The organism is Pseudovibrio sp. JE062 (assembly GCF_000156235.1).
Classification (GTDB): Bacteria; Pseudomonadota; Alphaproteobacteria; order Rhizobiales; family Stappiaceae; genus Pseudovibrio.
Genome location: NZ_DS996810.1, coordinates 234,443 through 247,822, shown reverse-complemented (window position 1 = coordinate 247,822; position 13,380 = coordinate 234,443). Strand labels below are relative to the sequence as shown.

Below are 13,380 nucleotides of genomic sequence, written 5' to 3'. Positions count from 1 at the left end.
TTTAATATTGCAAAGACAATTTGGGAAGCTCGAATAGTTATTCAGGTAAACCCGGCACAATCAACAAAGCAAATGCGGAAGACGCCCCGCATTCGCAGTTTTCTCTTGCTTTTTGGCCTTCAGGCTTAACCCCAAGGCCCTTTAGGCTTGCGTGGTTCATTGCGGTCAGATTGCTCACCACCACGGCGCTGTCCGGTGTTACCAGCAGAACCCCATGGACCGCTTGGACGACGAGTATCACGCTGCGGCTGCGCATTGGATGTTTCACGAACACCAAAATGACCGCCACCAGAACTCCGCATTTCAGAAAAACCACCTTCTGAGGCCATCTCACGAAGCGCGGCAATACGATTATCTGTGTTCGGGTGGGTGGAGAACAGGTTGTCCATGTTCTGGCCGGAGAGCGGATTGATGATGAACATATGCGCCGTCGCCGGGTTATGTTCTGCATCCTCATTCACCACACGTGCCGCACCACCTGCAATCTTGTGCAGGGCAGAAGCAAGCCACAGCGGGTTACCACAGATCTGCGCCCCCATGCGGTCAGCCGCATATTCACGCGTTCTGGAAATCGCCATCTGAACCAGAGCGGCTGCCATGGGCGCGAGGAACATCATCAGGATCGAACCAATCAAGCCAAGCGGGTTATTGCGGTTTCCGCCAAAGAAGAACGCAAAGTTTGCCAGCATGGAGATCGCACCGGCAATCGTTGCCGTAATCGTCATGATCAGCGTGTCACGGTTTTTCACGTGCGCCAGCTCGTGCGCCATCACGCCAGCAACTTCTTCTTTTGTCAGGCTGTTGAGCAAACCAGTCGTCGCAGCCACCGCTGCATTTTCAGGGTTTCGGCCTGTCGCAAATGCGTTTGGCTGCGGGTTGTTGATCACATAAACCTTCGGCATCGGCAGTTCAGCACGTGCCGCCATGGTACGAACCATACCATAAAGCTCCGGTGCCTGACGTTCATCCACCTCCTGCGCATGGTGCATGGCCAAAACCATGCGATCCGAGTTCCAGTAGGAGAAGATGTTCATGCCACCGGCGATCAGTAGCGCAATTAGCATGCCGGTTTGGCCGCCAATCATGAAGCCAATACCCATAAACAAAGCGGTCATCGCCGCAAGCAGCATGCCGGTCCGTACATAGTTCATGGTTTCAACGCTCCAATCTGTTCTCTAATTCGCCAAATTCGGCAGTCGTCCATCAATGAACGCAGTGCCCATTGCAAAACACAGGCTCTCGCGCCTATATCTAAGCCTACGCGATCATTGTGAAACTACCACTACCTGCTTAAGTGGTAGCTCCAAATGGCAAACGCAAGCTTACAGAAGCGATAAGCAGCATCAGCCAACGGGGATTGAAATGGAAAAAGAGAACAAATCAGCCGTCGAAAACTTCAAAGCACAAGAAGTTGATATGTCTGAACAGGTCGAAGAAGCACCCAAAAAACGCCGGTTCGAAGACCTGCCCCCAGCAGCACAGCGCGCTCTGAAAGAAGCTGAAGAACGTCGCACCGAAATAGATGCTGCGCAGAAGGCAATGCCAAAAGAACTTAATGGCCGCGGAGGTCTCGACCCCGCCCGCTACAGCGACTGGGAAGTCAAAGGCATCACCAGCGACTTCTAAAACATCTTAAACCATCGGACGATCATAAACAGAACCAGTCCGATCAGAACCAGCAGGGCCGTGATCACCGTAAATGCAACAGGGTCATGGCTTCCGGGAATGCCCGCCACGTTAATGCCCAGCAATCCAGTAATGAAACTGAGCGGCAGAAACACAACAGCAATCGCTGCCATCATCAACATGGAGCGATTGGTTGTCTCAGAACGTTTGAACATAATCTGATCGTGAACAATTTCAGCACGCTCACGTATAGCGTCCATCTCTTCTGCAATTCGAAGAGCGCGATCTCCAGCTTCACGCACGCGTCGTTTGTTGACGCGATTAACCCAGCTGAAGTTCTCGATCTCAAAGTTTCGAATGGTATCCAGAAACGCCAGCATGCTTCGACGAACAATCGTCGCCAGCCTTCGCACCCGGGCCAACTCACTCTCCCAAGGATGATCTCCAGTTTCCAAAACCACATCTTCCAGATGATCAATCCGGTCTTGAAGCTCCTCAACCATGTCCTCGGCACGCTCAGCAATAGCCAGAACCAATCGCGCCCAGAATTCCGCCGTACTTTCAGGTGGCAAACGTTTATTGAAGCTTTCAACCAAACTTCGAAACACCTCCAGCGGCTCATGCCAGACGCAGATGATCTTGCGTTCATCAACCCAAACATGGGCATATTCCATGTCGCCGCTTTCCTGGCTGGGCAACTCATTGAAGGAGTTGATCGCAATAAACACCCCTTTCGAACGCACATGACAATGCGGACGCACCTCCCGCTCTAGCAGCTCATCAATATCGCTGTGTTCTAGCCCGGCCTCTTCAAGAAACTCTCTGTTCTGAGCAGCAACCCGTTGCAGATAAGCCCAATAAAATTCATCGGGCTCCAGCTCATAGTCACGCAGCTCTGCTAGTGTGAGCCTGCGCATACCTTTTGTTTTGGAGAAAACGACAACAAACGAGGAATCCAAATGGATATGGCCTGCATCAATGTTTTCTGTGGTTTGCGCCATTTCGACAAATCCCGGCCCAAGTTCAATTCTAACCCAGCCAGCACATGAAAACCTACACTTCTAAAAAATCAGATGACAAACCCTAGAAGAAACACCTATTCAGCTTAGCGCACCGTAAATTGGTTAACAGCCAATTTACCAAAAAACACTAGAGTTTTGGTGCTCTGAGCAATTGTTGTAAATCATTCCTGCGAGAATTCTTGTGTCCACGAAAGAAATTGAAAAAAAATCTAGCGGAGGAAACCCGTTTCAGCGGCTGAATCAACAGCTCGCTGGCATCGAGCCGGGTCTGGATCCAATCGTCATGACCATCGGCGAACCGCGTCATGAACCTCCTAGCTACGTTATTGAAGTGCTTGAAGAAAACAAAGATGGCTTTCGCAAGTACCCAGCTATCCGTGGCACAGATGAATTCCGCGCAGCTGTTGGCAAATGGCTCAAAAACCGCTTCAGCCTGTCCGATGCCTTTAATCCGGACAAGAGCGTTATTCCGCTCAACGGATCTCGCGAAGGCCTCGTATTCGGCTGCGTCTCCGCACGCGACTATCTGAAGAAAGAGGGCAAACCGGCTGTTATTTTGCCGAACCCGTTCTACCAATCTTACGGTGCTGGCGCTCATATTGCGGGCGCAGACGAAATTCTTTTGCCAGAACCTGCTGACGGAGTTCTGCCTGATCTAGATGCAATTGATCCGGATCTGCTGGACCGCACCGTCGCATTCTATTTTGCCTCCCCTGCGAACCCTCAGGGCACCGTCGCGCCAATGGAATATTGGCAAAAACTCATCAAGCTGGCGCGCAAACACAATTTCATGCTCTTCGCGGATGAATGCTATTCCGAGATTTATCGCGAAACACCGCCAACTGGCATTCTGGAGGCAGCTGAAGCGATTGATGGCACTCTGAAAAACGTGGTGACCTTCAACTCCCTCTCCAAGCGCTCCAACCTGCCGGGCGCACGCTGTGGCTTTGCCGCTGGTGATCCTGAGTTCATCCAGTTCTTTGCCGATTTCCGCAACGTTGCCGCCCCTCAGGTTCCGATGCCAGTTCAGGCGCTGGCCGTGCGTGCATTTGGCGATGAAAAGCACGTGATCGAAAACCGCCGCCTCTACAATGAAAAGTACGATGCAGCTGAAGACATGCTTGCGCCTCTCTTCGGCTCCGTACGCAAAGATGGCGGCTTCTTCCTTTGGCTGGACGTATCCCGCTGGGGAACTGGCACCGAGATCGCTGAAAAGCTGTGGCGTGAAACCGGCGTCAAAGCTCTTCCAGGTGCTTACATCGCCTCAGACATGCCGGACGGTACCAACCCCGGTGACAAATACATCCGCCTCGCCCTCGTTGAATCTTTGGAAACCAGCAAGGAAGCGTTCCGAAGAATTTTGGACTCTCTGGAGTAATTGAATGCGTCAGGCTGCTGCAATGCAACGACCAAAAGCAAACTCTGTTTCACTGGCTGATACAGAGAGCCCGATAAAGCGCTTTATCAAAAGCAATCTGATCGTCATTGGCGGTGCGGTGATCCTTGTCATCGGCATCTGCGTGGCGGCAGCACTAGCAACATGGTCCACAGCCGACCCAAGCTTGAATCACGCAACCAATGCGGAGATCAACAACGCTTTGGGTCAAACTGGTGCCATTGTTGCTGATGTTTTGATGCAGACCATCGGGCTGGCAACAGCCGTGTTCTTGGTGCCCATCTTCATTTGGGGCTGGCGCCTGTCGCTAAAATACACCTCCGGCGTCACCCGCAAACGCTTCCTGACATGGTTTGTCGGAACAGTGCTGTTCGCGGGTGGACTGGCAGCAATTCCAGTCCCAACAAGCTGGCCACTGCCAACAGGTCTTGGCGGCTTCCTTGGTGACTGGGTGTTCTCCATCCCTTCCGCAATTCTACCTGAGCTCTCAACGGGCTTGCGCACCCTCACCGGTGCAGTTGGACTCGGCCTGCCATCCATTGCTCTGCTGGCACATGCTGCTGGCCTGATCGGTAAAGACTCCGCTCCGAAAGAGATCGCAGAGGACGAAACGGTTGAGGATGAGTACACACCTCATGAAGCCCTTCCATTCTCTGAGGATTCCGAGGACGACTACGAAGGCGAAAATAACCGCTATTACGCAGTCATTGGCGCTCTCAGCCACTGGAAGCTGATGGCAACCAGCGCAATCCAGCGCACGCTCTTCAAGCGCAAACCTGCTGCTGAACAGAACTGGCAGGAAGAAGAAGAGTACGCTCCGGCACCGCACGATCCAAACCAGCCACAACAGCAACAGGAATACTACGAGGACGACCAGTACGACCCACAAGCACCACAGCAGTGGGAAGAACAGGAAGCCTACGAGGAAGAACCTGAGCAAAAAGGTGGTCTGGTTTCCCGTCTGAGACGCAAGGTGGCAGCAAAGCTGATGCCGGACGAAGACGACGGCCTCAACGATTATTATCAGCAGGAAGCTCAGCCTGCGCGCGATGATGTGCAGTTTGATCCGCAATACGACAACACACAACAATACGCACCGCAGAATGAGCCTTACCCTGAAGAGCAGTGGGAAGCCGCACCAGCTGGCCAGCCTGCTTATGACGAGCAAGGCTACGAACTCGGACCTGATGAGTACTACGAGGACGAAGACCTCCATCGTGGACCTCAGCCAGAAGCTCCAGTTGGCCCGATTGGCATCGCCAGCCCGGACGAACCAGAGCCACAAATGCAACCGGTTCCGCAGCCACAGGCGCCACGCCCAACTCCGGGCCGAATGGTTCCACGCCCATTTGCGCAGGAAAAACAGTCTGCTGCCATCGTCAAACAGAAACCGTTTGAACTACCAAGCATCGAGTTGCTAGCAGAACCTCAGGCAGATGGCAAACAGCGCCTGAGCAAAGACGCACTGGAGCAAAACGCCCGCATTCTGGAAGGTGTTCTGGGCGACTTCGGTGTGCGCGGTGAGATCATCGCAGTTCGCCCCGGCCCTGTTGTTACCCTTTACGAACTGGAACCAGCACCGGGCATCAAGTCCTCCCGCGTGATCGGTCTGGCAGATGACATCGCCCGCTCCATGAGCGCGATCTCTGCACGTGTGGCCGTTATTCCGGGCAAGAACGCCATCGGTATCGAACTGCCGAATGCCAAGCGAGAAACCGTTTATCTTCGCGAGCTGCTGGATTCTGAGGACTTTGATGAGTCCAAGGCAAAACTGGCCATGTCACTCGGCAAAACCATTAATGGTGAAGCCGTCATCGCCGACCTTGCCCGTATGCCTCACCTGCTCGTGGCAGGTACGACCGGTTCTGGTAAGTCCGTCTCTGTGAACACCATGATCCTCTCCCTACTCTACAGGCTCACCCCTGAGCAGTGTAAGATGATCATGATCGATCCAAAGATGCTTGAACTGTCCATCTATGACGGTATCCCGCACCTTCTCACCCCGGTTGTGACTGACCCAAACAAAGCCGTTGTGGCTTTGAAGTGGACTGTTCGTGAGATGGAAGATCGCTACAAGAAAATGTCCAAGATGGGCGTGCGCAATATCGACGGGTACAACACCCGTGTTGAGCAGGCCATGAAGAAGGGCGAGAGCTTCACCCGTACGGTTCAGACCGGCTTCGATAAAAACACTGGCGAGCCAATCTTCGAAGAAGAAGAACTGCCAATGGAGAAAATGCCGTACATCGTGGTGATCGTCGATGAAATGGCGGACCTCATGATGGTTGCTGGTAAGGACATCGAAGGCGCAATCCAGCGTCTGGCACAGATGGCCCGTGCTGCTGGTATCCACCTGATCATGGCAACCCAGCGTCCATCCGTGGATGTGATCACCGGTACCATCAAGGCAAACTTCCCAACCCGTATCTCGTTCCAGGTAACCTCCAAGATCGACAGCCGTACGATCCTCGGTGAAATGGGCGCAGAGCAGCTGCTCGGCATGGGTGACATGCTCTACATGGCTGCTGGTGGTAAAACCCAGCGCGTTCACGGCCCATTCGTTTCAGATGACGAAGTGGAAGACATCGTAAAGCACCTGAAGGAACAGGGCACACCGACATATCTTTCCGACGTGACAGAAGAAACCGAGGAAGCTGGTGGTTACGATGCACTGACACAGGGTTCCGGCAACGCAACCAACGACCTGTTCGATCAGGCTGTGGCCATCGTCGCCAGAGACCGCAAGGCATCCACCTCGTACATCCAGCGTCGCCTCTCAATCGGCTACAACCGCGCTGCATCTCTCATTGAACGGATGGAACAGGAAGGCATGATCAGCCCAGCGAACCACGCCGGTAAGCGCGAAATCCTGCTTCCGGACAATGATGAGCAGTTCTGATTGAGAGCAATCCCGAAAAGTTGATCAGCCTTTTCGGAGATCACAAGGCAAATTTATGGAATTTGGGGCATATGCCCCATCTTCGCCTTATGGTAACGATAGCCTCTCAAAATGAGGGTTCACAAACAACCGCCGGCTGAAGATTTAGAGAAGAGTTAATCAACTCGCCTTACGGTTGTTCTACGAGTTTTGACAGCGGAGTTTTATTTATGATTGCATCTCAGGCGATCTCTTTTGGTAGGATTGGCAAAAGCCTCGCAATTGCTGCAGCGCTTTTTATTGGTTCTGTCCCACTGACAGCGGAACACTCCGCCGCTCAAACAACCCAGCAGGCTCAGCCGGTCGCACTCACCAACGTGCAAGCCATTGATGCGGTGAGCAAGTATTTCAACTCCGTACGCAACATGCACGGCAAGTTCGTACAGTTCGGCCCAACCGGTGGCCGCGTTGAAGGCCAGTTCTTCATCAGCCGTCCGGGCAAAGTCCGCTTCTACTACAACAAGCCGTCCACGCTCGACATCATTGCTGACGGCAGCATGGTCTCCGTGAAGGACCGTAAGTTGCAGACACAGGACATCTGGCCACTGTCTCAGACCCCGCTACGCTTCCTGCTTGCAGACAAGATCGACCTAAAAACAGATGCAAACGTCACCAACGTGGTTGTTGAGCCAGACCTCATCACAATCACCATCGACGACAAAACCCGCTTCACCTCCGGTCGCCTGACGCTGATCTTCGACGCACGCGACTACAAACTGAAGCAGTGGACCGTGCGCGATGCACAGGGTTACGACACCTCTGTTGCTATCTACGATGTGGTTGAAAACGGCGCAACCAACCCGGATCTGTTCAAGATCGACTACATCGCAAATTCCCGTCAGCGACGCGGCAACAACTAAAGCGTTGATCCAAATTCTGATGTATGAAGAGGAGTGCTTCGGCGCTCCTTTTTTATTAGCTTGAGTATGTGAATGCAGTTTATCCCGGTTTCACCCGACCAGCCGAACCTTCCTCTGGCCCCGCGCTTGCTTGCAGAGCTGTGCCAGGAGAAAGGTATCAAACTCGCTCTCGACAGCGAGTTCTTCTATTTCGGCTACATTGAAACGGAAAACGGCAAACGCTTTCCGATTAAAGGTGGCGCCTTCGCACTTAACAGCTACGCCGCCGGAGAAGCCGCCAAAGACAAAGATTTCTGCGGCCGCCTGCTACAAGATGCGAACCTGCCAACCCCGGACTTCAAGCTGATCCACTCAGACAAAGCCATCCGGCTGCTGAGCACCGCAAACCCGCATGTGGCGCAAAGCCTGAACACGCTCACCAAAGCCCCTGCAATCGCTGAGGCCCTTGGCTATCCGCTCTTCATCAAGCCCAACGAAGGCACGCAAGGTGTTGGAGTGCAAAAGATCTCTGATGAGGCAGAGCTGAACACACGCCTCACAGCCGCCCTACAAACCAATGATCGCATGTTGGTGCAGGAAGCAGTCTCAGGCCGCGATTACCGCGTCATTGTGCTGGACGGAACTATCCTAGCAATTATCGAACGCCGCCCACTCTCCATTATTGGGGATGGCACCTATACCATCGCAGAGCTATTGTCAGAGAAGATCAAAACTCTCACAACCCGCAGCGGTGGGTACAAGGTGGAATACGACGATCCACGCATCCTCAAAGCCATTCAGGACGCAGGCTATGATCTGACCAGTATTCTGAGTGATGGCCAGCTCCTTCAGCTCCTCTCCAATGCTAACCTCTCAACCGGCGGAGAAGCCGTCGACGTCACCGATATCGCCTCACAACGCTTCAAAGACCTGGCCGTGGAAGCAGCCCGCGTCTGTGGCCTGCGGTATGCCGGTGTCGATATTCTCTGCGAAGACCTGAGTATCAACAACGCTCGAGCCCATGTGCTTGAACTCAACGCAGGCCCCGGCCTTACCAACTTCTGGCAGGCCTCTCCTGAGCATCATCACCGTGTCCGTGCCATTTATCGGGGTGTACTGGAAGCCATGCTTCAACAATCAGCTTGATTGTAATGTTATACTATTACAATAATATCAGCATACCTCCATCCATCAGGAACCATAAGTATGCTGCTGAGCGAAACGCCGACCAAAGAACAGGCTCGCAAACGACCAACAAGAGAAGACGCCGAAGCCGCTGTCAGAACGCTGATTGAATGGTCGGGCGATGATCCGGAGCGCGAGGGGCTACTTGATACCCCTGCCCGCGTTGCACGCGCCTACGAGGACTTCTTTGCCGGATACGAAACCGATCCCAAGCAACTACTGACACAAACCTTCGAGGAAACAGACGGATACGATGATCTCATCGTTCTGCGCAACATGCGCCTGGAATCCCACTGTGAGCACCACATTGTTCCGATCATCGGCAAAGCCCACGTTGCCTATCTGCCTGCAGGACGCGTTGTTGGCATCAGCAAACTGGCCCGTGTTGTAGAGGCCTATTCCAAACGCCTGCAAATTCAGGAAACACTCACCGCGCAAATCGGAGACGCCATTTGGGAAGCTCTGCAGCCCCGTGGTGTCGCTGTTATCGTGGAAGCAGCGCACATGTGCATGACCACGAGAGGCATTCGCAAGCCTGGCGTTTCAATGGTCACACGGTACTTTGAGGGAGACTTCAAAACCAACACCGCAATGCGACAGGAGTTCCTCTCACTGCTGCATGCCCCCTCAGGAAGCTTTGGCTAACGAAGCAAAGCCCATAACAAAAAGGCCTGCATCTCTGCAGGCCTTGAAACTTGTTGGCTTACCAAGCGCCAAGCTTTGTCTCTGGCGTATACTTTTCGCCATCAACATGCTTGACCACAGCCTGACCGCAAATGGTGACGCCTCTGGTGGCATCGTAGGTCATGGTTGGAGAACCTTGCAGCTCCCAACCTTTGTTGAGTGCTTCAGTCACGCGGTGACAAAACTTCGCGGAATCCGGTTCGGTGATGAGGCGGTAAAGGCGCATATCCATTCCCTTAGGTTCTATAAATCTCGGCGGAACCTATCAGCCACGCCAGACAGAAGCCAGAGCTTTAAACACGCGCACTGTTCAAAATTACGCGTTCACGTGCCGCTTGATAGCTTCTGCAATCGCAACGGTTTTCCGGCCAATATCCGCATGCAGACGCTCAACCATCTTGCCGTCCACCTGCACAGCACCCTTGTCCTGGTTTTCAGGCTGTTCAAACTCGGCAATTATCTTCTTCGCCCACGCAACCTCTTCAGAACTCGGCGCAAACGCAGAGTTACAAGCAGGCAGCTGTTTTGGATGAATTAGCGTCTTGCCATCCAATCCCATGTCTGCGCCTTGCTGACATTCTTCCGCAAAGCCCTCAAGATCAGAGAAGTTGTTGTAAACGCCATCCAGAATATCCGCCCCACCAACGCGAGCCGTCGCCAGGAATGTCATCAGCCAAGGCATCAACGCTGCACGGCCCGGAAGGATCTTCGCACCACTTTCCTTGCTCAGGTCATTAGTGCCGATGATGAACACGTCGAGACGGTTATGCGGATCTTTCGCCGCTTCCGCGATCTCAGAGGCATTCAGGATTGCACCCGGTGTTTCCAGCATAGCCCAGATGCGAACGCTCTCTGCGCCCTGCTCTGCCAGATAGTCCGCAACCGGCTGAATGTCAGCAAGGCTCTCCACCTTCGGCAAAAGCACAGCATCCGGCTTGGCAGCAACAGCAGCTTTCAGATCGTCATGCCCCCACGGAGTTTTCATGCCATTGATGCGGATAACAAGCTCGCGATGGCCATACCCACCACCTGCAACAGCCTCACACACCTGCACGCGTGCCATCTCTTTGGCATCTGGTGCAACAGCATCTTCCAGATCCAGCAGAAGCACATCCACATCCAGCCCTTTGGCCTTCTCCAATGCCCGTGCATTTGAACCCGGCATATAAAGCGCACTACGACGCGGTCTGATGGTGTGAGCTTGCTCTGAGCTAGACATGGCACTTCCTGTTGCGTTGCAAAATTAAAGGAGAGTTTAGAACCAGCAATCCGCCTTAACTACTCACCATTCGGGCTAATTGCGAGTTTTGAACCGCCAAACACTAGGCCTTTGGCTGCAATTCGCCTTATGCTGCCCAGCAACATCAGCTTTTGCGGCAACGCAGAGATGCAGACACAACAAGCACTCTCTCGATAAGCCAGCCACTGGAAAGAAGCATCCCACAAATTTCGCGGTCCTATAAGACTTTCGCACCTTGATTTTAAGGGATTTTTGGGGTCACTCTATAACGCAAAATCAAACGAAGGAACGGGAAGAGGTATAATGGCTGACCTTTCTTACAGAGCCTTAACACCCGCTGATGCGCCAGACTTGGCCCCTCTCATCGCAGAGAATGCACAAGCTTTGAAGCGCGGAGCTCCACGTCGTCCTGACGAAGTCTTCGCAGAGCGTCTGATCGAAGACAAGTCAATCGAGATCATCGGTGCATTTGAAGAGGACACGCTGGTCGGATTTGCCGCTTTCTTCGATATTCCAGACCTGATCTCCGGCCTGCGCATTGGCCAGCTGGATGATATCTACGTGATGCCAGACCACCGCCACAAGGGCATTGGTCGCACACTGGTAGAGCAGATCTCCAAGATCGGTAAAGAGCGTGACTGGCTTCATGTTCGCTGGCTCGTGCCAAACAAGAACAAGGTCGACAACAGCCTCTTTGAAAATCTGGCAGAACCAGACGACAAAGACAGCTTCATTGTCCCGATTGACCGTCTGGCACTCGCTTAAACCAAAAGCGGCTCTTACGAGCCGCTTTCTTTTATGATCAGCTGAGGCACCGGCCCCAGATCAAAGAAGGCGATACGGGCACGCCCGTTTTCAATCGTCACTGGGATCTTGAGCGTCGGAACACCATTCACCGCACTTCCCTGCCCAATACTCATCGCAGTCTTCTGCAGTGATTCAAGTGTCTTAGAACCCTGCGGGAACAGTGGGCGCAACACATCTTCCAACTGATGAATGCCGGTAATCACCAAAGGCAGAGTGCCGTTCAGACGGCCCTGACGGTCAATCACCAGATCACCACCTGTTTTGACGGAAAACTCTCCGCTTTTCAGATGCAGATTGGAAACGTTGACCTTTAGCTCTTCATCAACCATCAAATCAGCAATGTTGCGAACTTTGCCGTCCAGAAGCTTAGAACCCTCCGGCAGCTGCATCACAAGACTGATATCGAGCGGCACATCATCAGACACCTGACCCGCTGTCAGACCAGTCACCAGTAGTGATAGGTCCAGCGCATCTTCATTGCCTTCCACGCGGCGCATATGCGCTTCAGTCAGTTCCGCATCGAACTCAACGGACTGATCACCAATGGTGTAAGTCAGCTTTGGCTCTTTGAAGACAGCATCCAGCTTCGCCGGTTTGCTGTCTTTCGCAATCACGCTTGCCTGTGCCGTTTTCCAGTGTGCGGAGTATGCCGGACCAGCCTGACCAAAGGTCGCCTCTGCCGGGCCAGTAGCTTCAAAGATCACGTGAGTTGGATTGTAGGCCAACGCAACACCGCGTAACTCATTGATAAAGTACCATTCTCCGTTCTTGTCCATACGGAACGGAGTACAGGTCAACTCAAAGCGGAACGGGTAGCCACCCAGCTGCTGGTTGCCACACTCAAGGCTTCCACCATCTGCTTCAGCAACCTTCACACCATTGCGAATAACGTCCGAAACAATACCGCGTCCAACTGCCCAATAGGCGGACCAGCCGCCAATAATCAAGGCGACTAGGATCGCCAAAACGAAATACGCCGACTTTCTTGGAGGCCGGGATACTTTTGGTTCAGTCATCTACTCTCCGTTACCCTCACACGTCGCTGTGAGTTGCATGCTGATTACGAGCCTGATAGGCGTGTCACTCAAAGAATTCTACGAGAAAATAGTTATGCGAGATTTATGGATATTTGGCTACGGCTCACTAATTTGGCGTCCTGGCTTTACCTATGAGCAAGCTGTCCCGGCAATCTTGCATGGTGTCCATAGATCTCTCTGTGTGTATTCATGGGTTCATCGAGGAACTCAAGACAACCCTGGACTGGTATTTGGGCTGGATAAAGGCGGTGCCTGCATCGGCATGGCATTTCGGGTCGCACCGGAAAACTGGCATCACACACTGGAATACCTCCGCGAGCGCGAACAGCAGACCATGGTGTATCTGGAAACCCACCGCCGCATCCGTTTGCTGGATGAAGACGGCACCAAAGTCCGCGCCGTGACATTCGTTGCCGACCAGAAACACGAGCAATATGCAGGTGCGTTACCGCTAGAAGACCAATTGCAGATTGTAAAGGGGGCTGTGGGGCAGTCTGGCGCAAATCCGGAGTATGTACTCAACACTCACGCGCATATGAAGGAAATGGGTATTAAAGACCAGAACGTCGAATGGCTGGCACGGCAGCTTTCTTTATAAAGCGCGGA

Annotated in this window: 13 protein-coding genes; 8 read left to right on the top strand and 5 right to left on the bottom strand. The window is 53.1% G+C overall.

Going from position 1 to position 13,380, the window contains the following annotated elements:
- Positions 1-125 precede the first annotated feature (125 nt).
- Positions 126-1,151, bottom strand: coding sequence for a zinc metalloprotease HtpX (htpX, locus tag PJE062_RS15840; protein WP_008550435.1), 1,026 nt, complete (start codon positions 1,149-1,151; stop codon positions 126-128).
- Positions 1,152-1,416: 265 nt separating this feature from the next.
- Here htpX and PJE062_RS15835 point away from each other — a divergent pair, with 265 nt between their 5' ends.
- Positions 1,417-1,626, top strand: coding sequence for a DUF1674 domain-containing protein (locus tag PJE062_RS15835; RefSeq protein WP_208982369.1), 210 nt, complete (start codon positions 1,417-1,419; stop codon positions 1,624-1,626).
- Here PJE062_RS15835 and PJE062_RS15830 read toward each other — a convergent pair.
- Complete coding sequence (locus tag PJE062_RS15830; RefSeq protein WP_008550239.1) at positions 1,623-2,627, bottom strand: CorA family divalent cation transporter; 1,005 nt, start codon at positions 2,625-2,627, stop codon at positions 1,623-1,625. The two genes, PJE062_RS15835 and PJE062_RS15830, sit on opposite strands and share 4 nt — an antisense overlap.
- 202 nt (positions 2,628-2,829) lie before the next feature.
- On the opposite strand from PJE062_RS15830, the gene PJE062_RS15825 reads away from it, so the two are divergent.
- The 5 genes from PJE062_RS15825 (at position 2,830) to folE (ending at position 9,651) form a co-directional block, all read left to right on the top strand.
- Complete coding sequence (locus tag PJE062_RS15825; protein WP_008550251.1) at positions 2,830-4,026, top strand: aminotransferase class I/II-fold pyridoxal phosphate-dependent enzyme; 1,197 nt, start codon at positions 2,830-2,832, stop codon at positions 4,024-4,026.
- Positions 4,027-4,030: 4 nt separating this feature from the next.
- Positions 4,031-6,943, top strand: a complete 2,913-nt coding sequence (locus PJE062_RS15820; protein WP_008550591.1) for a DNA translocase FtsK — start codon at positions 4,031-4,033, stop codon at positions 6,941-6,943.
- A gap of 209 nt (positions 6,944-7,152) precedes the next feature.
- The gene (locus tag PJE062_RS15815; RefSeq protein ID WP_008550309.1) at positions 7,153-7,842 is read left to right on the top strand and encodes an outer-membrane lipoprotein carrier protein LolA; all 690 of its coding nucleotides are present in this window, start codon (positions 7,153-7,155) and stop codon (positions 7,840-7,842) included.
- Between the two features lie 72 nt (positions 7,843-7,914).
- Positions 7,915-8,967 (top strand): cyanophycin synthetase, encoded by a 1,053-nt coding sequence (locus PJE062_RS15810; RefSeq protein WP_008550635.1) that lies wholly within the window; start codon positions 7,915-7,917, stop codon positions 8,965-8,967.
- A gap of 60 nt (positions 8,968-9,027) precedes the next feature.
- A complete protein-coding gene (gene folE / locus PJE062_RS15805; protein ID WP_008550607.1) occupies positions 9,028-9,651 on the top strand; it encodes a GTP cyclohydrolase I FolE in 624 nt (207 codons plus the stop codon).
- Between the two features lie 58 nt (positions 9,652-9,709).
- Here folE and PJE062_RS15800 read toward each other — a convergent pair whose 3' ends face one another.
- Complete coding sequence (locus tag PJE062_RS15800; RefSeq protein ID WP_008550451.1) at positions 9,710-9,916, bottom strand: DUF1737 domain-containing protein; 207 nt, start codon at positions 9,914-9,916, stop codon at positions 9,710-9,712.
- A 90-nt stretch (positions 9,917-10,006) separates the two neighbouring features.
- The gene (locus tag PJE062_RS15795) at positions 10,007-10,909 is read right to left on the bottom strand and encodes a CoA ester lyase (RefSeq protein ID WP_008550356.1); all 903 of its coding nucleotides are present in this window, start codon (positions 10,907-10,909) and stop codon (positions 10,007-10,009) included.
- A 324-nt stretch (positions 10,910-11,233) separates the two neighbouring features.
- Between PJE062_RS15795 and PJE062_RS15790 the strand changes: the two genes are divergently transcribed.
- Complete coding sequence (locus PJE062_RS15790; protein ID WP_008550746.1) at positions 11,234-11,695, top strand: GNAT family N-acetyltransferase; 462 nt, start codon at positions 11,234-11,236, stop codon at positions 11,693-11,695.
- A gap of 14 nt (positions 11,696-11,709) precedes the next feature.
- Here PJE062_RS15790 and PJE062_RS15785 read toward each other — a convergent pair whose 3' ends face one another.
- On the bottom strand, positions 11,710-12,753 hold the full coding sequence (locus tag PJE062_RS15785; RefSeq protein WP_008550581.1) for a DUF2125 domain-containing protein: 1,044 nt from the start codon (positions 12,751-12,753) through the stop codon (positions 11,710-11,712).
- A gap of 37 nt (positions 12,754-12,790) precedes the next feature.
- On the opposite strand from PJE062_RS15785, the gene PJE062_RS26120 reads away from it, so the two are divergent.
- Entirely contained in the window at positions 12,791-13,372 is a 582-nt protein-coding gene (locus PJE062_RS26120; protein ID WP_306303373.1) for a gamma-glutamylcyclotransferase, read from the top strand.
- The last annotated feature ends 8 nt before the right edge of the window (positions 13,373-13,380 follow it).